At 62.8% G+C, this 25,590-nt stretch carries 21 protein-coding genes; 1 reads left to right on the top strand and 20 read right to left on the bottom strand.

What is annotated here, in order from left to right; genetic code table 11:
• Nucleotides 1-70: 70 nt before the first annotated feature.
• From alaE to NO934_RS11785, 7 genes are all read right to left on the bottom strand, one after another.
• Nucleotides 71-520 (bottom strand): L-alanine exporter AlaE, encoded by a 450-nt coding sequence (gene alaE, locus NO934_RS11815; protein WP_309160171.1) that lies wholly within the window; start codon nucleotides 518-520, stop codon nucleotides 71-73.
• 25 nt (nucleotides 521-545) lie between these two features.
• Nucleotides 546-1,736 carry a phosphoserine transaminase gene (locus NO934_RS11810; RefSeq protein WP_309160170.1) on the bottom strand — a complete coding sequence of 397 codons (1,191 nt, stop codon included), beginning with the start codon at nucleotides 1,734-1,736 and terminating at the stop codon, nucleotides 546-548.
• A gap of 96 nt (nucleotides 1,737-1,832) precedes the next feature.
• Complete coding sequence (locus NO934_RS11805) at nucleotides 1,833-2,621, bottom strand: DUF3800 domain-containing protein (protein ID WP_309160169.1); 789 nt, start codon at nucleotides 2,619-2,621, stop codon at nucleotides 1,833-1,835.
• 683 nt (nucleotides 2,622-3,304) lie between these two features.
• Nucleotides 3,305-4,927, bottom strand: a complete 1,623-nt coding sequence (locus tag NO934_RS11800) for an ABC-F family ATP-binding cassette domain-containing protein (RefSeq protein ID WP_309160168.1) — start codon at nucleotides 4,925-4,927, stop codon at nucleotides 3,305-3,307.
• Nucleotides 4,928-5,046: 119 nt separating this feature from the next.
• The gene (locus NO934_RS11795) at nucleotides 5,047-6,153 is read right to left on the bottom strand and encodes a THUMP domain-containing protein (RefSeq protein ID WP_309160167.1); all 1,107 of its coding nucleotides are present in this window, start codon (nucleotides 6,151-6,153) and stop codon (nucleotides 5,047-5,049) included.
• Nucleotides 6,154-6,193: 40 nt separating this feature from the next.
• Complete coding sequence (locus NO934_RS11790) at nucleotides 6,194-7,291, bottom strand: DUF418 domain-containing protein (RefSeq protein ID WP_309160166.1); 1,098 nt, start codon at nucleotides 7,289-7,291, stop codon at nucleotides 6,194-6,196.
• Nucleotides 7,292-7,367: 76 nt separating this feature from the next.
• Nucleotides 7,368-7,511, bottom strand: a complete 144-nt coding sequence (locus NO934_RS11785) for a hypothetical protein (protein WP_309160165.1) — start codon at nucleotides 7,509-7,511, stop codon at nucleotides 7,368-7,370.
• 331 nt (nucleotides 7,512-7,842) lie between these two features.
• On the opposite strand from NO934_RS11785, the gene NO934_RS11780 reads away from it, so the two are divergent.
• A complete protein-coding gene (locus tag NO934_RS11780) occupies nucleotides 7,843-9,030 on the top strand; it encodes a benzoate/H(+) symporter BenE family transporter (RefSeq protein WP_309160164.1) in 1,188 nt (395 codons plus the stop codon).
• 42 nt (nucleotides 9,031-9,072) lie between these two features.
• Here NO934_RS11780 and NO934_RS11775 read toward each other — a convergent pair whose 3' ends face one another.
• From NO934_RS11775 to tolQ, 13 genes are all read right to left on the bottom strand, one after another.
• Nucleotides 9,073-9,786: a hypothetical protein gene (locus tag NO934_RS11775; RefSeq protein ID WP_309160163.1), complete on the bottom strand. Its 714-nt coding sequence runs from the start codon at nucleotides 9,784-9,786 to the stop codon at nucleotides 9,073-9,075.
• A gap of 94 nt (nucleotides 9,787-9,880) precedes the next feature.
• Nucleotides 9,881-11,224 carry a phosphoglucosamine mutase gene (glmM, locus tag NO934_RS11770; protein ID WP_309160162.1) on the bottom strand — a complete coding sequence of 448 codons (1,344 nt, stop codon included), beginning with the start codon at nucleotides 11,222-11,224 and terminating at the stop codon, nucleotides 9,881-9,883.
• 86 nt (nucleotides 11,225-11,310) lie between these two features.
• Nucleotides 11,311-12,162 (bottom strand): class I SAM-dependent methyltransferase, encoded by an 852-nt coding sequence (locus NO934_RS11765; protein ID WP_309160161.1) that lies wholly within the window; start codon nucleotides 12,160-12,162, stop codon nucleotides 11,311-11,313.
• Between the two features lie 85 nt (nucleotides 12,163-12,247).
• Nucleotides 12,248-13,999 carry a methyl-accepting chemotaxis protein gene (locus NO934_RS11760; RefSeq protein WP_309160160.1) on the bottom strand — a complete coding sequence of 584 codons (1,752 nt, stop codon included), beginning with the start codon at nucleotides 13,997-13,999 and terminating at the stop codon, nucleotides 12,248-12,250.
• A 1,258-nt stretch (nucleotides 14,000-15,257) separates the two neighbouring features.
• Nucleotides 15,258-16,244, bottom strand: a complete 987-nt coding sequence (locus NO934_RS11755) for an ABC transporter substrate-binding protein (RefSeq protein ID WP_309160159.1) — start codon at nucleotides 16,242-16,244, stop codon at nucleotides 15,258-15,260.
• Between the two features lie 112 nt (nucleotides 16,245-16,356).
• Nucleotides 16,357-18,294: an ATP-dependent zinc metalloprotease FtsH gene (ftsH, locus tag NO934_RS11750; RefSeq protein ID WP_309160158.1), complete on the bottom strand. Its 1,938-nt coding sequence runs from the start codon at nucleotides 18,292-18,294 to the stop codon at nucleotides 16,357-16,359.
• A gap of 102 nt (nucleotides 18,295-18,396) precedes the next feature.
• The gene (tilS, locus tag NO934_RS11745) at nucleotides 18,397-19,716 is read right to left on the bottom strand and encodes a tRNA lysidine(34) synthetase TilS (protein ID WP_309160157.1); all 1,320 of its coding nucleotides are present in this window, start codon (nucleotides 19,714-19,716) and stop codon (nucleotides 18,397-18,399) included.
• A gap of 84 nt (nucleotides 19,717-19,800) precedes the next feature.
• Nucleotides 19,801-20,826 (bottom strand): tol-pal system protein YbgF, encoded by a 1,026-nt coding sequence (gene ybgF / locus NO934_RS11740; RefSeq protein ID WP_309160156.1) that lies wholly within the window; start codon nucleotides 20,824-20,826, stop codon nucleotides 19,801-19,803.
• 205 nt (nucleotides 20,827-21,031) lie between these two features.
• Complete coding sequence (gene pal, locus NO934_RS11735; RefSeq protein WP_375142768.1) at nucleotides 21,032-21,493, bottom strand: peptidoglycan-associated lipoprotein Pal; 462 nt, start codon at nucleotides 21,491-21,493, stop codon at nucleotides 21,032-21,034.
• A gap of 222 nt (nucleotides 21,494-21,715) precedes the next feature.
• A complete protein-coding gene (tolB, locus tag NO934_RS11730; RefSeq protein ID WP_375142769.1) occupies nucleotides 21,716-23,044 on the bottom strand; it encodes a Tol-Pal system beta propeller repeat protein TolB in 1,329 nt (442 codons plus the stop codon).
• A gap of 155 nt (nucleotides 23,045-23,199) precedes the next feature.
• Nucleotides 23,200-24,354, bottom strand: a complete 1,155-nt coding sequence (locus NO934_RS11725; RefSeq protein WP_309160153.1) for a hypothetical protein — start codon at nucleotides 24,352-24,354, stop codon at nucleotides 23,200-23,202.
• Between the two features lie 3 nt (nucleotides 24,355-24,357).
• The gene (locus tag NO934_RS11720; protein ID WP_309160152.1) at nucleotides 24,358-24,813 is read right to left on the bottom strand and encodes a biopolymer transporter ExbD; all 456 of its coding nucleotides are present in this window, start codon (nucleotides 24,811-24,813) and stop codon (nucleotides 24,358-24,360) included.
• The gene (tolQ, locus tag NO934_RS11715; RefSeq protein WP_309163710.1) at nucleotides 24,813-25,517 is read right to left on the bottom strand and encodes a protein TolQ; all 705 of its coding nucleotides are present in this window, start codon (nucleotides 25,515-25,517) and stop codon (nucleotides 24,813-24,815) included. Before tolQ ends, NO934_RS11720 begins: the two co-directional genes overlap by 1 nt.
• Nucleotides 25,518-25,590: the final 73 nt, after the last annotated feature.

Here is a 25,590-nt window from a genome sequence, read left to right as displayed (position 1 = left end):
ATTTGGGCCGCGGCCCTTAAAAATGTCTCTGAAATAACCGGCCGCTCCTGGCGCCCGGGAAACTGTTTGTCTATCCGCCCAGTGACATCGGCTTTTGCCCCGGCCCGCTCAATCCGAACCGCCTGCGCACGAAATCGAGCCACAGCCCGTAGGGCCGTCCGAGGACCAGCATCAGCACGGCAAATCCAATGGCTCCGGTCGCAATCCCCATGCCCCTTGCCCCGCCGGCAAAGATGATGAGCACATAGACCGGCACCTGGAAGCTGAGCAGCGCGACGGAGTCCATAAGCAGAGTGGCGGTCGGCGTTGCGGGTTTGGTCATGGTCAGGAACCAGTCCCGCCAGTAGCCATAAGGCCGCGCCGTCAGCACCATGAGCACCGCGCCGATCGAACGGGAGATGGCCACTTCCGGCCAGCTCATTCCGGCGATGAACCGCTCGTTGAGCCCGCTCACCACCGTAAAGAAGATGACCAGCGCCAGCGTGTCGGCAGCAAAGCTGCGGAGACGTTGGTTTGCCATCTCACGATCTCCCGCCCGGGCCTGGTTAGGCCAGCGCCGCCTTCTTTTCCTCGGCAAACGCCCAATCGAGCCACGGGGTGAGCTTTTCGAGATCCGCCGTTTCCACCGTCGAGCCGCACCAGATACGGAAGCCGGTCGGCGCATCGCGATAGCCGCCGATGTCGTAAGCGACGCCTTCCTTGTCCAGCCGCGAAACCACCGCCTTGGCAAGCTTGGCCTGCGCCTCGTCGGACAGTGCCGCGACGTCGGGATCGACGATCTTGAGACACACCGAAGTGTTCGACCGCACTGCCGGATCGGCGGCGAGGAAATCGACCCAATCGGTCTTGGCCACCCAATCGGCGATGACCTTCTCATTGGCATCGGCCCGCGCCTGCAGCGCCTTGAGCCCGCCGACCTTCAATCCCCATTCCATGGCATCGATGGCGTCTTCGACACAGATCATCGAAACCGTGTTGATGGTCGCGCCTTCAAAAACATCGGCCATGAGCTTGCCGCCCTTGGTGAGGCGGAAGATTTTCGGAAGCGGCCGGTTGGCCGGCGTGAAGGTTTCGAGCCGTTCCACGGCACGCGGGCTGAGGATCAGGATGCCATGGGCGGCTTCCCCGCCCAGCGCCTTCTGCCAGGAGAACGTCACCACATCGAGCTTGGAGAAATCGAGGTTCTGCGCAAAAGCCGCCGAAGTGGCGTCGCAGATGGTCAGCCCCTCGCGGTCGGCCGGAATCCAGTCGCCATTGGGCACGCGCACGCCCGAGGTCGTGCCGTTCCAGGTGAACACCACGTCGCGCGAAAAATCGACCTGCGAAAGATCGGGCAGCTCGCCATATTCGGCCTTGAGCACCCGCACATCGTCGAGTTTGAGTTGCTTCTGAACGTCGGTGACCCAGCCGGCGCCGAACGATTCCCAGGTCAGCATGTCGACGCCGCGCGCGCCCAGCATGCCCCATAGGGCCATTTCCACGGCACCCGTGTCGGAGGCCGGCACGATGCCGATGAGATAGTCGGCAGGAACCTCGAGCAGCTCGCGCGTCAATTCGATGGCGCGCTGAATCCGCGCCTTGGCCGGCTTGGCCCTATGGGACCGTCCCACCAGCGCACCAGCAAGCGCCTCGACCGTCCACCCGGGACGTTTCGCGCAAGGACCAGAAGAAAAATTGGGGTTGTCCGGACGCACGCCCGGCTTCGCCACGTCCGTGGCGGCAGAAATATCTGTCATGTTGCTCCATCCTTACAGATGGGCGTCCCTCGTTGGGGAGGGATGGCCCGCACCCCGTATAGGGGAGGATGGCGCGGTTGGCAAGAACAGCAATACCTAACTCGTGCGCAGTTGCCTAAAAAAAGCGGTTTGCGTCTTATCCAACCGTAGCTGTCCTAACGTATGAATAGCTTTGATACCCCAATCAACAATCTTGCCGTCCTTGGGGTTGGAATAGAACTTCTTTCTGAGTTCACTGAGATAGCGCGGCTCAACCACTCCCATATTGCCTTGGCTTTTATCTACGGCCTTGAAAAGTGCGTGAGCAATGAGGTCTGCGTACTGCAACAGTGGAACAGCAGCCTTCTGCGCCACGAAAATGCGCCTAGGGTCGATGCGCTTTAAATAGCGAGCCTTCGGATGCAGTGGTCGAAGCCTGCACTGATCGATGTAGCTCCGCAAAGCCTGAAGATCACATACACCGTCCTCGACAACCACATCGATATCTTCTTGTTCAATCCTGTGCTGCACGCACGCTCGCCCCACTATCTCGAAAACATATTGCATGCATTTATGATAATAAAACTGGTTGCTATAGTCGATATACTGTCGATAACGCCCAAGTGTCTCTTTTCTAGAAATTACGCCGAATGACTGAAACCGACCACCTCTAAATTGCTCACAGAGAGCGACAATTTGTGTGTGACTCATTTCTGCACAGTGCAGTTTATTTCGCCGAATTTTTGATGCGAAGCTCTCGGCTCTTTCTATCAAATCAGATTCATGACTTTTAGGGACGAGTACGGCGCCAATCGTCATGTAGGGCGATGCGCCAGGCGTCTCCATAGTACGGATTTTGCGAATACCTGAGTCCCCAGACTCATCAACATACAGAGTGTATTGCACAAGCTACCCCCAACTGCGCCGCCCCTGCTTAGCTTCTACAATAGATACCTCATTTAGATTAATCGACCCGCCTGTGACCCGCTAGATTTCGTATCGCCTCCTTTATTGGCTGGGATGAGTGGCACGATTTGCTGCAATAGCCCAAAAAACGTATCCCCGCCCCCAGCGCTTTCCCCATAATCCCCCTCACGAGCCCGCACTTATGGACGCAAGCGCTACGAACGTTTGGGCGGGCTCGGTTCGGGTCCGTTGGCGGTCGCGTCAGCGGAGGCAGAAACGTTCCCAGCGCCAGCCCACGGTAAGGCCGAGGGTGTACTGGTGAAAGCCAGCGGGGATTGGCCCCAGCATGAGAGGACGACCAGGCCCAAAATCCCGAATGCATGGGGCGATGGAAGCTTCATATATAAAAATTTCAATGCGGAGCGTTCATCGCCCCATGCCGTCCATCCAATCAGCAACCGAGGCCCTTGGCCGTCGGAGGTTTTCTCATGCGCCGTCCCCTCACCCGCCTGTCGGCCACCCTCTCCCCAGAGGGGCGAGGGTTAAGCCGCAGCAGCGCCAGCTGCTCGCGTTATCGCACCGGAAAGCCACAGCGGGACTCCCTCTCCCCCCTGGGGAGAGGGTTGGGGTGAGGGGCCGCTGAGCTGGCTATGCCCAACGCCCCTTGCGCCAACCGAAAGGCGCTAATGCCGCAGCCCCGGAGCCTCCTGCCCCGTGCTCTCGACATATTCCCGATATCCACCCCCGAAGGTCCGCACCCCCTCGGGCGAAACTTCCAGCACCCGATTGGAAAGCTCGCTCAGAAAATGCCGATCGTGGGAAACGAACAACATCGTGCCTTCGTAATTCGACAGCGCCTCGATCAGCATTTCCTTGGTCGCGATGTCGAGGTGGTTGGTCGGCTCGTCCAGCACCAGGAAATTGGGGGGATCGAACAGCATCATGGCCATCACCAGTCGCGCCTTTTCCCCGCCCGAAAGCACCCGGCACTTCTTTTCCACCTCGTCGCCGGAAAACCCGAAACACCCCGCCAGTGCCCGCAGCGGCGCCTGCCCGGCCTGCGGAAACTCCTGCTGCAGCATGTCGAAGATCGACAAATCCCCGTCCAGTCGATCCATGGCATGCTGGGCGAAATAGGCCATCTTGACGCTCGGACCGCGATTGACGGTCCCCGCGTCGGGCTCGGCCGCCCCGGTCACCAGCTTAAGGAGCGTCGACTTGCCAGCCCCGTTCACCCCCATGATCGCCCAGCGCTCCTTGCGCCGCACATGGAAGTCGAGCCCGTCATAGATGACCTTTTCGCCGTACCGCTTCGAAATGCCCCTGAGCACCGCCACGTCCTCACCCGAACGCGGCGCGGGACGGAATTCGAACACCACCTTTTGTTGGCGCTTGGGCGGCTCGACCCGGTCGATCTTGTCGAGCTTTTTCACTCGGCTCTGCACCTGCGCCGCGTGGCTCGCCCGCGCCTTGAAGCGCTCGATGAAGGCGATCTCCTTGGCCAGCATCGCCTGCTGGCGCTCGAACTGGGCCTGCTGGTTGCGATCGGCGATCGCCCGCTGTTCCTGGTAGAACTCGTAGTCGCCGGTATAGGACGTGAGGTTCCCCGCATCGATCTCGATGATCTTGTTGACCACCCGGTTCATGAACGCCCGGTCGTGCGAAGTCATCAGCAGCGCGCCGGAAAAGGTCTTCAAAAACTCCTCGAGCCAGATCAGGCTCTCGATATCGAGGTGGTTGGACGGCTCGTCGAGCAGCAGCACGTCGGGCCGCGCCAGGAGAATCTTGGCCAGCGCCACGCGCATCTTCCAGCCGCCCGAAAGCGCCCCCACATCGCCATCCATCATTGCTTGGGAGAAGCCCAGCCCATCGAGCACCTCGCGCGAGCGGCCATCGAGCGCATACCCGTCGAGCTCTTCGAACTTCTCTTGCACCTCGCCATACCGCGCAATGATCGCATCCATCTCGTCGGCCTTGTCGGGATCGCCCATATCGGCCTCGAGCTGCCGCATCTCGGCGATCAGCGCCGCCACCGGCCCCGCCCCGTCCATGGTTTCCGCGACGACAGAGCGTCCGCTCATTTCGCCCACATCCTGGGAAAAATACCCGATGGTCGTGCCGCGATCGATCGAGACCTGACCTTCATCGGGCGCTTCCTCGCCAGTGATCATGCGAAACAGCGTCGTCTTGCCCGCCCCGTTCGGGCCCACGAGCCCGATCTTTTCTCCCTTCTGCAGCGCAGCGGAGGCTTCGATGAAAACGATCTGCTTGCCGTTCTGCTTGCCGATATTTTCGAAACGGATCATGGGGGCACCTGCAACAATAAGGCCGCCCCGACGGGAGCGGCCAGACTTTGACTGCCGTAAACCATTTCACCGCGACAGATGCAAGACGGGTGCGGCTAAAGGGCGTAGGGCCTCGCGGGCTAAAGCCGGCCCGTCCGGTAAAGCGCGATGCGAACGCCATTGTTGTCGACGCTTTCGCCTGGCCTCTCGAACGGCAGGCCTGTCGCCCGCGCAAGTGTCGGATCGGCCGTCACCAAACCCACGCGCCAACCCGAAAACCGCGTCCGCAGCACCTGCCCCAGCGTGCCGTAGAGCGGGTAGAGCTTTTTACGGTCCCCGATCCGCAGCCCGTAGGGCGGATTGACAATCACCAGTCCCGGCTCCCCTTCAGGCCGCTCGAGGGCTTCAACCGGCGTCTGGGTAAAACGGGTGATCAAACTTACCCCCGCCCGCTCCGCATTGGCGATACTCATCCTCACAGCTCCGGCATCGCGGTCGCTGCCGTGGAAAATGAGGTCCGTCGTCTTGGGAAGGCTCCCCCGCATCCCCGTCCAGTGCGCCGCATCGAACGTCGCCAGCTTCTCGAACGCAAAGCCGCGCGAACGCCCCGGGTGCAACCCGAGCGCGATTTCGGCTGCTTCGATCACGAAGGTTCCCGAGCCGCACATGGGGTCCAGCACCGGTTCAGTACCGCGATATCCGCACTCGCGCAGAAACAGCGCCGCAAGCGTCTCGCGCATGGGCGCCTTGTTCACTTCCGCCTTGTGCCCGCGCCTGTACAAGCCCTCGCCCGAGGTATCGACGCTGATGGTGCAAAGATCGTTTTCGATCCGCACCAGCACCCGCACCTCGGCGTCCGCGGCAAGCGGAGCACCCAATTCCGCTACGATGGCCGTCTCGATGCGCTGCGCGGCGGCGCCGGAATGATAGATCTTCGATTTCCGGCAGCTCGCTTCCACCTTGAACGGAACGTCTGGCCGCAAAACCTGTCCCCAGGGAACCTGCCGCGCCCGCTTGTCCAATTGTGCAAGATGGTTGACCCGAAAGCTCGCGATCCGCACCAGTACCCGCCCGGCGCCGCGCAATTGCAGGTTGGCACGCCAGACATCGGGCCAGTTCCCCGCGATATCCACACCGCCACGCACGGGCCGTGGATCGGCAAAGCCCAGCGCTTTGGCCTCGGCGCAAAGCGCGTGCTCCAATCCGGGCGTGGCAACGAGAAAGATATCGAGAGGGTCGGCGTCCATCCGGCCTCAATACCCCGAACCGACAGTTCGGGCGACCAAATTATGGATCGGGCCGGATTCTCGGAGGCGAAGGCGTCAGCACGGGTTGAAACGGCCAAACCAGCAACGCTTCGAGTGGACCGCGCTGGAAATACCGCCGCCACAACACAGCGAATACCATCGCCGCCCCGCTTATCGCGACGACCGACATCACCGCTTCTGCCACGCTTTCACGCCTCAAGACGCCGGCGAGCATGTGCAGCAGGAAAAGATGCGCCACGTAAAAACTCAACGCCAATTGCCCCAGCGCCACCAGCGGCGAAAACCACTGCGGGAACCGCCGCACGGCGATCAGCATGACACCTGTTACCGCCACCGCGCTCCCGATCGCCCCGATCAGCCACAACGGCATCTGGCTATGTGGCCCCCCGTCGAAAAGCCATCGCCAATCCGCTGGCGTTTCGGCTTGCTCGAGGAGCGGTGTGCAGACGATTGCCAGCACTGCAGCGGCGAATGCAATGCCCGCGCCGCTCAAGGCGAGCCGCAATTGGGTCGATGGGGCGCGCAGGTCGAGCCGGCCGACCCACAACCCCCAAACCAATGCCGCGCTCCAGGTCACCAGCGGATAGGGTCCGGTAACGAGAAGTCCACCTGCGATCTCGACCAAATTATCGCCAGCCGCCACCGTATCGCGGTCGACGCGATCAGGCCATTGCGCGTTGAGCAGGAAATAGATGAGAGGCCCGGCGATCGAAAGCAGAGCCGCAATCGCGGGCAGGTATCGACGTGGAGCGGTCAGCATCAGAATGCCCAGGAGATAAAAGGCTGCGTAGTGATGCAGGATCACCGCTATGCCATGATCGAGCCGCTGCAGCACCAGTCCGAGCGGCAGAAAAACGACCGCCATCCATCCCAACCGGGCCCGCGCCAATCCTCGTTTTCCGGCTCCCTCCGACAAAAGCGCCATGCTGACGCCGGCCAGGAAACCAAAAAGGATGGAGGCTCGACCGTGAGGCAGATTGTAGAACGTTTCCCCGAGTGTATCCCGTCCGCGCGGCCCCACATGCACCATCAGCATGCCGATGACGGCAAGCGCGCGGGCAGCATCGAGCCCTCCGATCCTGCCTTTCGCGGCGCTAGTGCTTGCCGTCCCGCTCAATTGGGAATTCCTCCCAGACGCCATGCAAAAGGGGCGCCCGATCGGACGCCCCTTTCATGGAAAATTTTGATGCGCCTTATTGCACCGGGGCGGCCGGAGCCGGCTCGGTGGTCACAGCCGGATCGGCAGGCGCTGCGGTTCCATCCTCCGGAGGCGGCATGTCGCAGGCGGCAACGGCCAGCATCAGGGGAAGAGCCAGAAGGGCAAGAAGCTTACGCATTTGTGGTCTCCTTTTCTTTCGCCAAACAAAATGGCCGATGGCGGGAATCGTTCCCATTTCGCAGGGCTGCGGCGCGATCGGCCATTTCAACCCAGGAGCGGCGCTGTTTTGACGATCAGACAGTGGTGATCGAGGATGACGAAAATGTGATCAATAAAGAAGACGTTATAATTCAGTGACTTGAGATCAAGCCGCCGTCACCTCAACGCTCGCCAGACCAGTAAAAATGGCGCAGAAAAGGCAAATTTGCCGACTTTGCCGATCCCTCGGGTGACCCGGACTTTCCGATCACCTATAGAAATAATCACCCGCCTGCTTCGAAAGCATCTGTATGTCCGTCCAGCCGAACCAGTCTGCCCCCGCCCGTCCCTTCGATCTGGCGCAGCCGATTTTTTCCGGCGTCCTGGCATCGATCGTCGGCTCGGCCAGTTCATTTGCCATTGTCCTGCAAGGCTTTCTGGCGGTGGGGGCAACACAGGAGCAAGCAGCGTCCGGTCTCTTCGCCCTGAGTTTGAGCATGGGGATCGTCGGCATCATCCTTGGAGCGATAACGAAAATGCCGCTGGCGATCGCCTGGTCGACCCCGGGGGCGGCACTGCTCATCGCAACCGGTAGTGTCACCGGCGGCTTTTCCGCAGCGGTAGGTGCCTTTATACTGGCAGCACTTCTGGTTGTGATTGCAGGCTTCTCAAGAACCTTCAGCCGCGCGGTTGCCGCCATTCCCATGCCGCTGGCAAGCGCCATGCTGGCCGGCATCTTGTTTAATCTATGTTTGGCACCAGTCCGCGCGGTCGGCGAAATGCCGATGCTGGCCCTGCCGATCGTCCTGGTTTGGGCTCTGCTGCTCCGTTTCGCACGGGTCTGGGCTGTTCCCGCAGCGGTCGGCGTAGCCGCCGTAATGATCGGTATCTCCACCAATCTGCCGCCCGATCTGCTGGCCAGTCCCTGGCCCAACCCGGTTTTTGTGACTCCCACTCTCAATCTTGACGCGGTGATCGGAATTGCAATCCCGCTGTTTGTTGTCACCATGGCGTCCCAGAACATTCCCGGCCTTGCTGTCCTGCGCTCGAACGGCTTTGAGCCCGACGTCCGGCCGGTGTTCGTCTCCACCGGCATCGTGAGTGCGCTGGGTGCTCTGATCGGCGGACAGCTCATCAATCTTGCCGCGATCACGGCCGCCCTCTGCGCCGGCCCCGATGCCCACCCGGATCGATCCAAGCGCTACGTCGCTGCCATTGCCGGCGGCTTCGCCTATCTGCTTTTCGCGCTCGGCGCAGGCGCTGCAGCCGCCTTCATTTCGGCGGCCCCGCCCATCCTCATCGAAGCGGTGGCCGGGTTGGCGTTGATTGGTGCTTTGGCGACCTCGCTGACCGGTGCAGTGGCCGACGAGGAGTTCCGCCTTCCCGCCGTCCTCACCTTCGTCACCGCTGCCTCCGGTCTCACCCTTTTTGGCATCGGCGCCGCGTTCTGGGGGCTGATCGTCGGCGGCGCGGTTTACCTGCTGCTCAGAAAACAATAGGGCGGCCGCGGGGGCCGCCCTCATATTCAGCTCGACCGCCGGTCAGAACCGGTAACGAAGCGTGGCCCGGACTTCGTGGACCCAGGCGTCATCAACCCTGTAGTTGGGCGTAGCATCGGTATTCTCGATCTCGTTGATATAAAGGCCCCGGTAACCGAAATCTGCAACGAGCGCGCCGAAATCGTAACCAATACCAGCCATGCCGGCGGCAGCCAGGCTCGTGTTGGAACCCCACTCGCCATAGCCGACATTGTCTTCCACACGGGACTCGTTGAACGCCACGCCAACGCCTGCGCCCACATAGCCGAAGGCGCCGCCGGCAGCAGTGAGGCCCATGTCGCTCAGGCCGAAATCGTAGTAGGCATTGGCCAAAACGATGGTCGAGCGCAGATCCAGTTCGCGATCTCCCAAACCATCATCGACGTCGGCCGTCATGCCGCGGTTGGAGAGGTAGTCGACGGTCGCATCGAAGCGCAAGCCAGTGCCGGTTTCATAGCCCGCGCCGATGCCGGCGCTGTAACCCCAACCGTTTTCGATGATGTCGAAGGTTTCATCCGTTTCAGTGTGCAGGGCTTCGCCCGCCCAGCTCGAATTGCCGGCGACGCTGCCACGCAGGTAGAATGAACCGCCGAGGCCCTCGTCGACCGGAGGGATGTAGGGCGGGATGTATTCCGGGTAGACCGGATCGGCGGCCAGAGCCGCCGTGGTGAGGAATGCGGCTGCTGTAACGGCAGCCAAACCAACTAGCTTTTTCATGCGCTTGTGTTCCCTAAGCGGATCAAACCTGACAATTGACCGAGAACTTAAGGGAAGTCTCTTAAAGCGCGATTAACCGTATTTCTTAACCTTATCAGGCAACCTTGCCGATGGCCGTCGCGATTTCATTGACGACTTGCGAGACCAGCGAGGCATCATCACCCTCGCCCATGACGCGGATCACCGGCTCGGTTCCCGATTCACGGATGATCAGCCGGCCGGTCTTGCCCAGCCGCGCCTCGGCATCGGCGATCAGCTCGCGCACCGATTTGTCCTCGAGCGGCTTGCCACGCTGGTAACGTACGTTCTGGAGCAATTGCGGCACCGGATCGAACCGGTGGCAGACCTCCGAGACCGGCTTGCCCTCCTGCTTGACCACCGCAAGGAGCTGCAGCGCGGCCACCAGCCCGTCCCCGGTCGTGGTGAAGTCGGAAAGAATGATGTGACCGGACTGCTCGCCGCCCACGTTGAAGCCCTTGCCGCGCATGGCTTCGAGCACGTAGCGGTCACCCACCTTGGTGCGTTCGAGCGAAAGCCCCTGCCCTTCAAGATAGCGCTGCAGGCCGAGATTGGACATGACGGTGGCCACGATGCCGCCGCCCAGAAGCTGCCCCCGCGCATGCCAGGAGGCGCCGATGACAGCCATGAGCTGGTCGCCATCGACCTCATTGCCCTTTTCATCGACGACGAGCACCCGGTCCGCATCACCATCGAGCGCGATGCCGATATCGGCCCGCAACTCCTTGACCTTTTCGATCAGCGCACCCGGCGCCGTCGATCCGCACCCGTCATTGATATTGAAACCATCGGGCGCCACCCCGATCGAAATGACTTCGGCGCCCAGCTCCCACAGCACCTCGGGCGCGGTCTTGTAGGCTGCGCCATTGGCGCAATCGACGACGACCCGCAGGCCGGTAAAATCGATATCGCGCGGCAGCGTGCGCTTGGCGTATTCCACATAGCGCGTGCGCGCTTCCTCGACGCGACGAGCGCGGCCAATCGTGGTGCCGCGCGCCAAGCGCGGAGCAAGATCGGCATCGATGAGATTCTCGATTTCGGCTTCGAAACTGTCGGAGAGCTTGTAGCCATCGGGACGGAACAGCTTGATGCCGTTGTCGTCAAACGGATTGTGCGACGCCGAAATCATCACCCCCACATCGGCGCGAAGCGAACGGGTGAGCATGGCGACGGCCGGGGTCGGCATAGGGCCGAGAAGCAGAACGTCCATGCCCACGGCGGTGAACCCTGCGGTCAGCGCATTCTCGATCATATAGCCGGACCGGCGTGTGTCCTTTCCGATCACCACCCTGTGCGCATAGTCGCCGCGCTTGAAGGCCAGGCCCGTGGCCATGCCGACGCGCAGCGCGAGTTCGGGCGTCAATTTGGAGCCGTTGGCCAGACCGCGAATGCCGTCGGTACCGAAATATTTACGAGCCATGGGAGTGTTCCGATTCGTCAGCAGCGAGCCAAATTATACCGGCCGATGTGCAAAAAAAAGGCAAAGCGATGGGGCGCCTTATGATGTCAGGCACGTTCGAGGGCGAGGAAGCGGTAAGTATTGGCGGAAGCGAACATTTCCGGGGAGCGATAATCGGCCTTGAGGCGGGCAACGATGTTGTCGCGCTCCTTGCGTGGAACGAAAAGATTGTAGGCTGTCTTGGCGAACCAGTAGAGCACAGGCCGTTTGTGCGAGAGCAGCGCCCGTACCTGCTCGACCGTGGGAGCCACAAAGCCCCTATAGACATTCTGGTCGATGGCCATGCTCTGCGCTGCGGCAAGCGTCACATCCTCATTGGCGACGAAACGGAAACCCGCCTTTTCGACAGCCTCCACGAACTGCGTATAACGGTGACCACCACCGGGCTGTCTCTGACCTTTCCTGTACCCTTCGGACCGGAAACAGTCGGCGATGATAACCCGGCCATTGGGGGCGAGGATATCCTGAAGCTTTTTTAGCGCGATATCGAGTTTGACGTATTGGAAGCTCTCAGAGAACAGGCACACATCGTATGGCCCCTCTCCCTGGAAATCCTCGAACTTCGTCTCGTGAACGCGGGCGTTTGGACCGAGCTTTTGCGCAGCGACTTCGGCCTGCAGATGGCTCGGCGTGATCATTTCGACGGTATAGCCCTTGTCGAGCAGGAGCTTGGCCATTTCCCCCGTGCCTCCGCCGATATCGAGAAGGCGGGCCGGAGCGGGCGGGATGAGGGCAAGGAGCTTGTCGACATACCGCTCCTGGGCCATGCGCAACTGGGGGATGTTGGGCTTTTCGCCCGGTTCCCACAGACCGTAGTGAAGCCAGGGGCTGTCGGCGAAGGTCTTGGCCACGTAAACGTAGAGGTCAAGTCCTTCGGTCTTGGTGTCGATCTTGGCCACGAAAGGCTCCTCTTTGGTCCCGCGCCTTTCGGTAGCGGAGCGGGCATGTGATGACAAGAGGCGCCGATTTGAGCCGGCAATGTGGTTAGAATTCGTCCCAATCCTCACTAACCGCGGCATTGCCGCTGCTCTGTGGTACGAGCCGGGGCCGCTGGGGTATCGGAGTAGGACGGTCAGCGAGCGTAAAGATCGAGGCGATGCGGTCGAGTTCACCCGCCTGCCCCTCGGTCTGCTCGATGGCGGCATTGGTTTGTTCCACCAGCGCGGCGTTGTGCTGGGTCATCTCATCGAGCTGCCGCACGGCGGTGTTGACCTCCTCGATGGCAGCCGATTGCTCGGACGCGGCCCTCGCGATGGCATCGATCACGACCGAGCTTTCCTCGGCTCCCTTGAGGATGTCGAGCAGGCGTCCGGCGGCCTGCTCGACAAGCCGGCTGCCGCCCGCGACCTCGCTGGCGCTGGTTTCGATGAGGGTTTTGACTTCTGCCGACGCTTCGGCCGCCGATTGGGCAAGGCGCCGCACTTCGATGGCCACAACGGCAAAACCCTTGCCTGCCTCCCCGGCCCGCGCCGCTTCCACCGAGGCATTGAGCGCCAGAAGATTGGTCTGGAAGGCGATATCGTCGATCATGCCGATGATCGAGGAAATCCGCGCCGAAGAAGCCGAAATGCGTTCCATGGCGGTATTGGCTTCGGCCATTACCGTGCCGCCCTCGCTGGCGCTGGCGGCGACCGACCTTGCCTTTTCGGCGGCGACACGGGCTTCGCGGGCGCCCGAGACAACGGCGCTGGAGAGCTGCTCCATGGCCGCCGAGGTTTCCTCGATCGTTGCCGCCTGCCGCGTCGTGCGTTCTGACAGATCGTTGGCGCCGGTGAGCAATTCGCTGGTCGCCGTCTTGACCGTGCGCGACGTGGACTTGAGCTGGGAAACGATTTCGACGAGCTGGTCGAGGGTCTTGTTGTAGGCCAGACGCAGCGCCTCGTACTGGCCGGTAAAGGTCTGCTCGATCCGTCCGCGCAGATCGCCTTCCGAGAGGCGTTCGAGGCTTTGGGTCAGGTGCTCGATGATGGCTTCGGCGCGCTTGCGTTCGGTGATGTCGGTGGCAAACTTGATGACCTTGACCGGCTTGCCGGCGGGATCGAGAACGGGATTGTAGCTGGCCTGGATCCAGACATCCTTTCCGCTCTTGTCGCGGCGGCGGAACTCTCCGGCGGCGAATTCGCCCTGGCGCAGCCGGTCCCAAAAAGCCCGATATTCGGGGCTTGCCGCATAGGCGGGATCGCAGAACATGGCGTGGTGCTTGCCGACGATGTCCTCGAGCGCATAGCCCAGCGTCGAAAGGAAGTTCTGGTTGGCGGTGATCACATTGCCATCGAGCGTGAATTCGATAACCGCCTGTACCCGGCTGATGGCCGCGATTTGCGCGGCGTGATCCGACGCGCGCAATTTCTGCTCGGTGATATCGGTTGCGAACTTGATGACTTTGACCGGTTTGCCCGAGCGGTCGAAAACGGGATTGTAGCTCGCCTGGATCCAGATCTCGCGCCCGCCCTTGGCGATCCGCTGGAATTCACCGGCCACGAACTCCCCCTCGCCAAGCCGTTTCCAGAAGGCGCGATAGGCTTCGCTCGCGGCAAGCTCGGCGGAAACGAACAAGGAGTGATGCTTGCCCGCGATTTCGGGGAGAGCATACCCCATGGCCGCGAGAAAATTCCCGTTTGCGGTGAGGATCGTTCCCTCGAGCGTAAATTCGATGACCGCCTGGGAGCGGTTGATCGCATCGACTTTGGCTTGCGCGTCCGCAGCAGCCGAGCGTTTCGAAAAAAAGGTGAGCATGCCTGATATCCCCTCAAAGCCACCCGCCTGTGGCCCTCGCATCAGAGTTCAGCACAGGTCGTTAAATGGGAGTTTAGAAAACTCATCGGGGTGTTCACCTATTGTGATCGCTGCAGGCATGGCAGAGCGCCCGACGGCCATGGGGCCTCGGTTGATGATGGAAAGACGGCATGGGGCGATGAACGCCTCGTGCTGTATTTGTTAGTATGAAGCTTCCATCGCCCCATGCGTCCGGGATTTTGGGCTTATGGCGGCTTCTCGGGCTGGGGGTTGTTGAGAGTTTTTAGTGGGTCGGTTGGTCGAACCGAAAAAGTGGGAACCACTTTTTCTGCCAACCTCCCGGCCGTCCCCTCGCTGCCCCTCCGGGTTTCCCCGGTGCGACGTGGGAGTGATTGGATTGGTAGTCCGCTCACACCTTTTATCCACATCCGGCCATCTGTCCGCTTTGGGCCTTCCCCACGGCGACCCGTGAGGAACCCGAACCGATCCCGCCCAAACGTTCGTAGCGCTTGCGTCCATATGCGCGGGATCGTGAGGGGGAGTATGGGGGAAGTGCAGAGGGCGGGGATAAGTTTTTTGCGCCGGTGTTCGGTGGAAGCTCAGCGCCCCCCTCATCCCCGGCCATTCGAGCCCCGCCTTCGCGAGGGGCAGGCTCCGCTCTCATGGCCTTCTCACCTCCAATCGTGCCACCGGCACGATTGGCCAAAGGACGGTTCGAAGTCTCCCACCAGGGGAGAAGGGGGCTCTTGGGGAAGCGCTACGGCTGAGGCTCAAGCGCTGAGTGTACTGGATCCCGGCTCAAGGCCGGGATGACGGTGGGTGGGGTGATGGTGGGGATAAGCCGTCGGGCTGCTGGAGACCTCGGTGGTGGAGCATGTTGAGGGCCGGAGGCGGGGCTGTGTTCTGCCTCACGCCCACCGTGTCACCCCGGGCTTGACCCGGGGCAAGGTATGCGCGCCGTTTTCGGCTCTTGCCATGACGCAAGCTCAGCGCCCCCCTCATCCCCGGCCCTTCTCCCACCAGGGGAGAAGGGCGATTGGCGCGGGCGTTGCAGCAAGAAACTTGTCGCTCTTCGTCTCCAACCTCTCCTCTCGTCATTGTCGGGCTTGACCCGACAATCCGCAACGCTGCCTGTGGTGCGGGAGAGGTTGGGGACACACTTCTTCGAGAAACGGTGGCGCTGGACGCCGTGCGCACACGGGGGCTGCCGTTATCGAACATTTCTGCCCGCCATTAGGAGAGTGGCGAGAAACGCCCCCTACTCTGCTTGCGTCTCCGGGTCGCCATCGGCGGCGGCGGCGAGTTGGGCGGGGAGGATGTCGAGCAGGTAGCCCAGCGACAGCGGGGTCTGCCAGCTCATGGCCGCATAGGCGAGACCGTCACCGTCGTCCAGCCACACCGAGCGGCCTTCCCGCGCGATGGCCAATGACTGATAGGTCGGCAGAGCCTCGACGACGGCTTGGACGTCCGAGCCCTCCGCGACCGGCCAGACGGCGACGTCCATTTCCAGCAGGTCGATGTTTTCCGCACTGATGGTTATGCGATTGTCCTCCGCGGCCAGCCCTTCGAGCTGGGGCGGGAAGACGAGGCCGAGATCGACAAGGAACTTGCTGGCGAGATCGTTCGGGCCCCACGCGGTGAAATTGCCGTCGTCCTCGAGATAGATGTTGGTGCCGGTCATGCCTTCGAGTTCGGGATAGGCGGAGCGCACCTCGGCGTAGCGGGCATCGAATTCGGCGACGATCGCATCCGATTTTTCCGTATTGCTCGACGTCGCCTGATCGATGATCGCCAGTTCCGCCTGCCAGGGAGCCGCCCAGACATCGTAACCGGCCGGGCTTGCGACCACGGGGGCGATCTCGGACAGGCGATCATAGTCCTCCTGTTCCAACCACCAATAGATGCCGACGATCAGATCGGGGTCCTGGGCCAGCACCCATTCGAAATTGATGCCGTCGCCGGTCATCACCTCGGGCTCGGCGCCGAGCGCGGCGCGCTCATCCTCGGCCCAGGGCCAGGTCGCATAGGGCTTTTCCCCGAACCACTCCTTGACGCCAATCGGGGCCACGCCCAGGGCGTAGAGGAAATCCTGCTCATGCAGGCCGATGGAAACGACGCGCTGAGGCCGCTCCTCGATCGTCGTGGTGCCGTAAACGTGCTCGATGGTGACCGGAAAATCCTGGGCCGCGACCGGCGCGGCAAAGGCAAGCAAGGAAATGAGCGCAACGCTGGGACGCTTGAACATGATGGGACCCTCCCCCGAAAACTAATCAGCTTCATGCTTTATTTGGATCAATTCAGTCAAGTTAAATGATGGCGCAAAAGAAAAGGGCCACTCGCGAGAGTGGCCCTTTGCATCAGGTGCCCGGCTGGGGTTCGAGCCCGGCGTCGGGTTCGCCCTGATCGCCGCTGCGCTTCTTGTGCGCCTTGCCCGCCTTGGGCACGCCGGTCGATTTGGGCGTGTTGTCATTGTCGATGTCGCGGACCGGCTGCTTGCCGTCCATCAGCCCGCGCAGCTCGTCACCGGTCAGCGTCTCATATTCGAGCAGCGCCTGGGCGAGGGTTTCGAACTGATCGAGATTGTCGCGGATCATGTTGCGGGCGGCGGTTTCGCCGTCCTCGATGAGCTTGCGGACTTCTTCGTCGATCAGCTTGGCAGTCTCGTCAGACATGTGCTGGGACTGGGTGACCGAATGGCCCAGGAACACTTCCTGGTCGTTCGACTTGTACCGCACCCGGCCGAGCTTTTCGCTCATGCCCCATTCCATGACCATCGAGCGGGCGAGGTTGGTCGCCATCTGGATATCGCCCGAGGCGCCGGAGGTGACCTTTTCGGGGCCGAACTTGTAGATCTCGGCCTCGCGGCCGCCGAACAGCATGGCCAGACGCGCCACCGCCTTTTCGCGGGAGAACGAATAGCTGTCCTTTTCCGGCAGGGTCATCACCATGCCCAGCGCGCGGCCGCGCGGGATGATCGTCGCCTTGTGGATCGGATCGAGCTTGCCGGCGAGCTTGAGGTTGATCAGCGCGTGGCCGGCCTCGTGATAGGCGGTGAGCGCCTTTTCCTCGTCGGTCATCGCCATGGTGCGGCGCTCGGCGCCCATGAGGATCTTGTCCTTAGCGTCCTCGAACTCGGCATGGGTGACGAACCGCTTGTTGCGGCGGGCGGCCAGAAGCGCGGCCTCGTTGACGAGATTCATGAGGTCGGCGCCCGAGAAACCGGGCGTACCGCGGGCGAGGACCTTGAGATCGACATCGGGGGCCAGCGGCACCTTGCGGACGTGGACCTTGAGGATGCGTTCGCGGCCGGCGACATCCGGATTGGGGACGACGACCTGGCGGTCGAAGCGGCCGGGGCGCAGAAGGGCGGGATCGAGAACGTCGGGACGGTTGGTCGCCGCGATCAGGATGATGCCTTCATTGGCCTCGAAGCCATCCATCTCGACAAGGAGCTGATTGAGGGTCTGCTCGCGTTCGTCATTGCCACCGCCCAGGCCAGCGCCACGCTGGCGGCCGACGGCGTCGATTTCGTCGATGAAGATGATGCACGGAGCGTTCTTTTTGGCCTGCTCGAACATGTCGCGGACGCGCGAGGCGCCGACGCCCACGAACATTTCAACGAAGTCCGAACCCGAGATGGTGAAGAACGGCACGTTGGCTTCGCCGGCCACCGAGCGGGCGAGCAGCGTTTTACCGGTACCCGGAGGGCCCACCAGCAGCACGCCACGCGGAATGCGGCCGCCAAGGCGCTGGAACTTGCCGGGATCGCGGAGGAATTCGACGATTTCCTCGAGGTCCTGCTTGGCTTCTTCGACGCCCGCCACATCCTCGAAGGTTACCTTGCCCGAGGCTTCTGTGAGCATCTTGGCGCGGCTCTTGCCAAAGCCCATGGCGCCGCCACGGCCACCGCCCTGCATCTGGCGGATGAAGAAGAACCACACTGCGATGAGGACGATAAAGGGCAGCCAGCTCGAAAGCAGGATGGACCAGAAGGGCGAGCCTTCCGGCGCGCGGGCGGTGATCGCCACGCCCTGGTTTTCGAGGCGCTCAACGATATTGGCGCCTTCGGGGATGGTCACCTCGAACCGCGTGCCTTCATTGGTGCGGCCCTGGACGGTGTTGTCGATGATGGTGACTTCCTGCACACGGCCATTATCGACGTCGGAAACGAACTGGCTATAGGTCCGCTCCACCGTGGAAACCGTGCGGGTCGAGGACTGGAAGACCTGGAACAGCCCCAAGAGCATGAAAAGGATCACCAGCCAGATGGCCAAGTTGCGAAAATTGCCGTTCATCAATCCTGTCCTGGTCGGGCCCGAGGCCCGGGGTTGCAGCGGGCTCGGCTAAGCCCGCGCGGCACACCTGTGCCGGAAATGTCGAGCCCGAATGTAAGGCCCTCATTCGGGCGATACAAGGGCGCCGGGCATCTGTGGTGGCCGATTGCCGCAGTTAGCGCTTGAAGCGGTTAACGGCGGCTGGCCGACCCTAACGCCCGGTTGGATGACCAAAGCGCCGAGCGCCAGAACGGTGCCATGGTCATCACAAATCAGTGGGGCGGCGCGCAAGGCCGCAACCGGGCACCACAGCGGCGTTCCGGCCAGCGCCTTGAACCGCTCCCGCGTCATGGCCGTGGCCGGCCCGACCCGGGCCGGCACTGACGCTGTGATGGTGAAACGGCCATCCCATAGATGGGTTTCACCGGGAGCGAGTTGAACCGGGGCAATCGGCTTGCGTCCGGCTTCGCGGTAGAAAACCACGGTGTCATTGCCGGCCTCGCATCGCGCGCCGCCCAGGGTAGCGGCAAAGTTTGCGCCCGAACCGATCCGCTCGGCCAAGGCTTCGATACGCGCAAGCGCATAGGATCGGCTGCCCGACGCAGCCGCAAGCAGGCGGGCCAAGGCCCGGATCGCAATCTCCCGGTCGGCCTCTACCAACGCCGGGCGGGTGAGTTTAAGAACACCCAGTCGATCCCGTGTTACATGCGTGGCCAGAAATTCGTCCGTGATCCGCTCGGCCAAGGCATCGATGCGCTGCAATCGCCGGGCGGCGCGGGCGAGATCGTCCTCCGTCAACCCCAGAGCCTCCAACTGCGCGAGCGCCTCGCGCCAGCGGGTACGCTCATAGGCCGGATCGGCATTGGAGGGATCGTGGGCGGGTGAAAGGCCGGTCTGCTCCACACAGGCGGCAAGTGTATCGGGGGAAATCTCGAGCAACGGCCGGAATACAGCAACGCCTTCGACGCAGGAAAAGCTGCGCATGGCGCCGAGCCCGGTGACCCCGCTGCCATGGGCGAGGCGCATGAGCATGGTTTCGGCCTGATCGCGGCGATGATGGGCGGTGAGCAGCAGGGCCACGCCATCGGCCTTCATCGCCTCTCCGATCAGGCGATAGCGCGCGGCACGGGCGGCTTGCTGTTTGCCCGACAAAGGCTTGGGGCCCTCCCAGGTCAAGAGCCGGGCGGGCAATCCCAACCGGGCCGCCTCGCGCACTACCATTTCGGCTTCGCCACGCCCCTCGGGCCTTAACCCGTGATCGAGCGTATAGACGATGGCTTTGGGTTTTTCCGGCGCGGTCCAGCCGGCATAGAGCAGCATGAGCGCCAGTGAATCGGCCCCGCCCGAAACGGCGAGGCCGATGGTTCTTTGGTGAGCGACCGGCGCGAAAAGCCGCGCCGGGTCGAGATCGCTGGAGCTCTCAGAGCCAATTTCGCTCGTCATCGAGGTGCCCAAGCTCCAGCATCCCTTGGTTGGTCGCGCTTCCGAACCGCAAAAGTGGATTCCACTTTTGCTGGAAGCACTCTGTCAGCACCCTGCCCGCGCCTGCTCGGCCGTCACCCGGTCCCGGAAGGCCTGGGTGGAATCGGGATAGCGGCGCAGCACCTCGCCATAGGTGCGGCAGGCGGTATCGAATTCGCCCGCTCCGTGGAGCGCCACGCCCAGATTGAGCAGCAGGTCGGGGGCCCGGGTTGAGGTCGGATACCGCTCGAACCCTTCCAGCAGCACCTCGGCCGCTTCCCCGAAGGCGGCGCGCTGGATCAGCGTTTCACCCAGCCAATAGGTGGCGTCGGGGGCCTGCGGGTTGTCCGGGAAGCTCTCGACGAACTGGCGAAACTGGTTTTCGGCGAACGCATATTCGCCCCGCACAACCGCATCGTAGCCGGCTTGATACTGGGCGTTGGCATCACCCTCGTTGAGGGGGGTGGCGTCGGGGTCGAAGCTCAGATCGAGCGGCTGCGACGGTGGGGTCGTTCCCAGTTCACCTTCCGGCGGACCAAGGACCACGCCTTCTTCTGCCGGAGCCTGATCCTGCGACGGCTCCTCGGACTGCCCTTCCGGCCCTTGCGGGCCGAACACATCGCGGGCGTACAGGTTGTCCTCGCTGCCCATCTCGGTGCCGTCCATCAGGTCGGCATCGCCCACCAGGGGATCGATGACCGTAGGCGCCTCGGCATCACCTTGCGTCTGGGGGTCCTGCGGAGCCGTTTCCTGCGGTAACCGATCGGCAGGCGTCTCGCCGCCGGAGGGGGTTACCGCATCAGTTTCCCCCAGGCCACCGCCCTCCAGCTGCTGGAAGCGGAATTCATTATCTTCCTGCATGCGCTCAAGCAGGCTCTGGAGCTGGGTGAGCTGGAACTGAAGCCCTTCGATCTGACCCGAATTGACCCGCTGCTGCTCTTCGAGCTGGCTGAGCCGCACCTGCAGGCTGGCAAGATCGTTGCCCTGCCCCTGGCCGGCAACGGTCATGGCGAAAGTGAGCAGTCCGGCTGTCGCAGCGATCGCGGCACCCTGCCGCCACCGCCTCGCCGGCGCACTGGAAAGTCCTAACACGGCAAATTACTCCTTTTGCGTCCCGTCTTCGACGGGAACGCGATCAACCCTTTAAGGATGCGCAATTAAAGCAGGTTTTTGGCAAAAAAGAAGCGCCGGGACCATATACGCGGCCCCGACGCTATTGCCTCCAGATTCGTGACGCTTTCACCGGGCAAGGTGGCCCCCCACCTTTTCCCGAAGCGCTCGAGCGCGTACTGGATTGCTAGTTTGTCAAGACTGTGACCGCGCGGCGGTTCTGGCTCCAGCACGAGATGTCGTTGCAGATGGCGACCGGGCGCTCCTTGCCGTAGGAGACGGTCGAGAGCCGATCCTGCGGAATCCCGCGGGAAACCAGGTAGTTGACCACGGCTGTGGCGCGGCGGGCACCCAGCGCAATGTTGTATTCACGCGTGCCGCGTTCGTCCGCATGGCCTTCGATGACGATGCGGTATTGCGGATATTGCTGCAGCCACTGCGCCTGCTTGTCGAGCGTTGCCTGGCCGTCGGCGGTCAGAACCGAGGAATCGGTTTCAAAGAACACGCGGTCGCCGACCGAGACGAGGAATTCCTGCTGGCTGCCGGGAGCGCCACCGCCCCCTACCCCACCGGGGCCCGTGCCGATATTGCCGACGCCAGTGGTCGGGGTGCGGGCACAGGCGGCGACGGCAACGAGCAAGACCGCCATGAGGAGGCCTTTGCCAAAACGAAGAAGGGGCATGGTCGAACCCATAGCGAAACGCTCCAGAATCGGAAAAAACGTGGTTAGCGGTTTTACAGCGCGTTATCTTAATCGCGCGTGTCTGAGCATGGTTAATCTTGCGTCAATCGGGCGCAAATGGGGCATGTGGCGGGCAAAAAGGCGTCCCGCAACGGGACGCCTGCAATGTGTTGCAGCCTTGCACCTCGTCTATGACAGCAGCGGCCCCCAAGCCGGGTCGGAGGCAAAGCCTTCGGTGGGGATGCGGCGCTCGTTGCGGCCCCAGATGTCGATGGAATAAAGCTGGGAACCGTCATTGCCGCCGGGATCGCGGAAGAACATCAGCACGCGCCCATTGGGCGCCCAGGTCGGCCCTTCGGCATGGTAGGAGGTGGCAAGGATGCGCTCGCCCGACCCGTCCGGATTCATGATCCCAATCGAGAACTGACCGCCGGATTGACGTGTGAAGGCGATGAGATCGCCCTTGGGCGACCATACGGGGGTCGAATAGGAGCCGTCGCCATAAGAGATGCGCTCGGCACCCCCGCCACCGGCCGGCATGACGTATATCTGGGGACGGCCACCACGGTCGGATTCAAAGGTGAGGCGCTGCCCGTCGGGCGAATAGGACGGCGAAGTATCGATGGCTGAGCCGGTCGTGAGCTGCAGGGGCTGCCCGCCCGCCAGATCGAGCCCATAGATGTTGGTGACCGCGCCGTTGGTGACCGAGAACACCAGCCGCCGCCCATCGGGCGAAAAGCGCGGCGCAAAGCTCATCTGGCCGAACCGGCCCAGCGATTGGGTCTGGCCGGTCGCCAGGTTGAGGATGAAGATGCCCGAGGAATTGGGACCGTCCAGCACCATATAGGCGCAAAGCTGGCCGTCGGGGGAAAGGCGCGGGGTGAGGATCTGCTGGCTGCCATCGGTCAGGTAACGAATGTTGGCGCCGTCCTGATCCATGATGGCCAGCCGCCGGACACGGTTGGCGCGCGGGCCGCTTTCGGCCACGAAGACGGCACGGGAGTCGAAATACCCCGTCTCGCCGGTGAGCCCGGTATAGATGGCATCGGACGCCATATGGGCGATGCGGCGCCAGGAATTGGCGTCCGCGCCATAGGATTTTCCGGTGACCTGTGCGCCCGCCGTGGTATCCCAGAGACGAAGGCTGGACTGGAGCTGACCGGTGTTGTTGACATCTGCCATCACCACAGCGTCGGCGCCCGTCGTGCGCCAGGCGCCAAAATCCGGCGTGGCATTGGGATCGCCCACGGCCTGCGGATAGCCGGCCGGGTCGACCAGCCGGAAAAGGCCCGAACCCGTGAGATTGTTGCGCACCACCTGCGCGACCTCGGCGCCGAAGGCCGGATCGCCGGAATTGAAATTGGGCACGGCGATCGGCATCGGCGTGAAATTGCCGCCGGTGACGGTGATCTGCAACTGGGCGAGCGCCGGGCCCGCTGCAAGCATCGCGGCGCCGGACAAGCCCAGCTTGAGCGCCGCGCGGCGGTTGATCAGGGTATTCTGCACGTCAGTCTCCATGTTGCACGGACTTTGCCGTTGCCATCGATCCGGACACCAACCGGAGAGGCGAAATCAAGGTTGCGCCCAATAGCGTCAAAACGTGACCGAATGGCGATAAGGGGCGAGTTTTCATCGAAATATGGCATTTTGGCCACGCTCATCATCCGCCTCTCCTAGACCTCGCGCGGGTCGAACGTGACGTCGACCTCGCGCCAGCTCTGGTATTTTTCGGGCGGCAGGATGGTATAGGGCGCGCATTGCTGCACGGCACGCTGGGCCGAGAGTGCGGTGGCCCGCACCAGATCGTCGGTCATCGCCGAAAGGATCTGCGGGGTGGCGGCCAGAGAGCCATCCTGGTTGAAGGTGACCAGGAGGCGCACGGTTAGGCCCGGCGTGTTCTGGGCCGCGATTGGGGGCGTCCAGCACCGGCGCATGGCGGCAGCCAGCGCCGCCTGCTCGGACTGGGTGAGCGTCGCGGCGGTTCCGGTGGACTCGCCCAGGCTTTGCTGGCCGCCCTGCCCCGTGGTGGTGCCACGCGACGTGTCCTCGTTGATGAGGTCCGCGATGCGGTCAGCAAGGTCATCCGAGAGCGGATCGGTCGGCTGGTCGGTCGGCGGCGTCGGCTGCTGCTCGGCGGCTTCCTGCTCGGCCTGCTCCTGCGCCTGTCGCTGCTGGGCAAAGCGCTCGCGCAACTGCTCGACGCTCGCAGTCACCTGCGGCGGCACGGGTGCGACCGGCTGCGGCTCGGGCTCGGGTTCGGGCTCCGGCTCCGGTATCGGTTCCGGGATGGGCTCGGGCTCAGGTTCCGGCTCCGGGGTTGGTTCCGGAGTGGGGGCCGGCTCGGGCTCAGGCGTGGGTTCGGGTGCGGGCTCGGGCTCCGGACGCGGCGTGGGCGCCGGCGGTGGGGTCGGTTCGGGCTGAGGTTCGGGCTCGGGCGCCGGTTCAGGCTCCGGCTCGGGGGCTGGCTCTGGCTCGGGTTCAGGTTCGGGCGCGGCTTCGGGCTCGGGCGCCGGAGCGGATTCGATAGTGGGCGCCGGCGATTCCTCGGGCGTGACCTCGGGGGTGGGCTGGTCCTCTTCGGTATTGCCCGTGCGCTCGGCGAGTTCGGCCTGTTCCTCGGTTTCCACCGCAGAAGGCGTCTCGGTTTCGACCACTTCGCTCTGGAGATCGCCGACGCGGATGTTGGAGAATTCGTCGATGGGAACCAGATCGACCGTGATGGCGCGGTCCATATTGGGGTCCAGGCGCTCGACACTCGACAGCGAAACGAGGGTCAGCGCCAGAACCGCGGCATGGCCGACAACCGATACGGTGGTCCCGATCCGCATGGGCTATTGTCCCGAATTTTCGGTGTTCGCCTGCTCGGTGATCAGCCCGATGCGCGTATACCCTGCCCCCGACAGCGTCCCCATGACCTGCATGACGGCGCCATAGTAGACCGCCGTGTCGCCGCGTACATAGATGCGGTCCTCGGTGCTTTCGGCCAAAGCCTCCACGGCGGCGACGAGCCCGCCCGCTTCCACCTGGTCCTCGCCCACATAGACCGCGCCGTCTGGGGTGACCGATATGGTGATCGGCTCACGGGTGGCTTCGAGTTCTCCGGCCGCCGTCTGCGGCAGGTCGATGGCGACGCCTGCCGTCATCATCGGGGCGGCAACCATGAAGACGATGAGAAGCACCAGCACCACGTCCACGAACGGGGTGACGTTGATCTCGCTCATCATGCGATTGCGCTGGCCGCGACGGCGGCGTCCGCCGCCCCCGCCTCCTGCAACACCCATGCCCATTACTTGCGGCTCCGCGCTTCGAGCTGGCGGCCCAGGATGGCCGAGAATTCATCGGCGAACCCTTCGAGCCGGCCGATGAGCTTGTTGGCATCGCCCGAAAGCTTGTTGTAGGCGATAACCGCCGGAATGGCCGCGACAAGGCCGATGGCGGTGGCAAACAGCGCCTCGGCAATGGGGCCGGCGACGACGCCCAGGCTGGCGCTTTGCGACGCTGCGATCGAGGAAAAGGCGTTCATGATGCCCCAGACGGTTCCGAACAGCCCGATGAACGGGGCGGCAGAGCCGACGGTGGCCAAAAAGGACAGGCGCTTTTCAAGCGTTTCGCTTTCGCGCGAGATGGCGACATCGAGCACTTTTTCGAGCCGCGCCTGTACGCCCACATAGCTCGAGGCGTTCTGCTCGTGGCTGCGCTTCCATTCCTTCATGGCCGCGACGAACACCGAGGCAAGGCCGGTGGTGGGGCGCTGGGAGAGCGTCTGGTAAAGCTCCTCGAGCGACTGGCCGGACCAGAAGGTGCGCTCGAACTGGTTCATGTCGCGCCGGGTACGGGTGAACATCATCGACTTGTCGATGATGATGGCCCAGCACCAGATCGAAGCGGCCAAGAGCCCCAGCATCACGAACTTGACGACGATGTCGGCCATCATGAACAGGCCGATGGGCGAAAAATCCGTATGCGCGGCCGCGCTGCCCACTGCGTCCATTGCTTCCATATCAGTCTTTCCTCGGAAAATCGTCCTTGCCGATGGGTGCCCCGCCGCCAGCAATGACCCGAGC

Source organism: Pelagibacterium sp. H642 (assembly GCF_031202855.1).
In the GTDB taxonomy this organism is placed as follows: domain Bacteria; phylum Pseudomonadota; class Alphaproteobacteria; order Rhizobiales; family Devosiaceae; genus Pelagibacterium.
The sequence above is the reverse complement of the archived record's forward strand: the minus strand, read 5'-3'. Positions and strand labels throughout refer to the sequence as shown.

Coding starts and splice junctions, on each gene's coding strand:
- alaE (WP_309160171.1), bottom strand. CDS start 520: ATGGCAAACCAACGTCTCCGCAGCTTTGCTGCCGACACGCTGGCGCTG.
- NO934_RS11810 (WP_309160170.1), bottom strand. CDS start 1,736: ATGACAGATATTTCTGCCGCCACGGACGTGGCGAAGCCGGGCGTGCGT.
- NO934_RS11800 (WP_309160168.1), bottom strand. CDS start 4,927: ATGATCCGTTTCGAAAATATCGGCAAGCAGAACGGCAAGCAGATCGTT.
- NO934_RS11795 (WP_309160167.1), bottom strand. CDS start 6,153: ATGGACGCCGACCCTCTCGATATCTTTCTCGTTGCCACGCCCGGATTG.
- NO934_RS11785 (WP_309160165.1), bottom strand. CDS start 7,511: ATGCGTAAGCTTCTTGCCCTTCTGGCTCTTCCCCTGATGCTGGCCGTT.
- NO934_RS11780 (WP_309160164.1), top strand. CDS start 7,843: ATGTCCGTCCAGCCGAACCAGTCTGCCCCCGCCCGTCCCTTCGATCTG.
- NO934_RS11775 (WP_309160163.1), bottom strand. CDS start 9,786: ATGAAAAAGCTAGTTGGTTTGGCTGCCGTTACAGCAGCCGCATTCCTC.
- glmM (WP_309160162.1), bottom strand. CDS start 11,224: ATGGCTCGTAAATATTTCGGTACCGACGGCATTCGCGGTCTGGCCAAC.
- NO934_RS11760 (WP_309160160.1), bottom strand. CDS start 13,999: ATGCTCACCTTTTTTTCGAAACGCTCGGCTGCTGCGGACGCGCAAGCC.
- NO934_RS11755 (WP_309160159.1), bottom strand. CDS start 16,244: ATGTTCAAGCGTCCCAGCGTTGCGCTCATTTCCTTGCTTGCCTTTGCC.
- ftsH (WP_309160158.1), bottom strand. CDS start 18,294: ATGAACGGCAATTTTCGCAACTTGGCCATCTGGCTGGTGATCCTTTTC.
- tilS (WP_309160157.1), bottom strand. CDS start 19,716: ATGACGAGCGAAATTGGCTCTGAGAGCTCCAGCGATCTCGACCCGGCG.
- pal (WP_375142768.1), bottom strand. CDS start 21,493: ATGGCGGTCTTGCTCGTTGCCGTCGCCGCCTGTGCCCGCACCCCGACC.
- tolB (WP_375142769.1), bottom strand. CDS start 23,044: ATGGAGACTGACGTGCAGAATACCCTGATCAACCGCCGCGCGGCGCTC.
- NO934_RS11725 (WP_309160153.1), bottom strand. CDS start 24,354: ATGCGGATCGGGACCACCGTATCGGTTGTCGGCCATGCCGCGGTTCTG.
- NO934_RS11720 (WP_309160152.1), bottom strand. CDS start 24,813: ATGGGCATGGGTGTTGCAGGAGGCGGGGGCGGCGGACGCCGCCGTCGC.
- tolQ (WP_309163710.1), bottom strand. CDS start 25,517: ATGGACGCAGTGGGCAGCGCGGCCGCGCATACGGATTTTTCGCCCATC.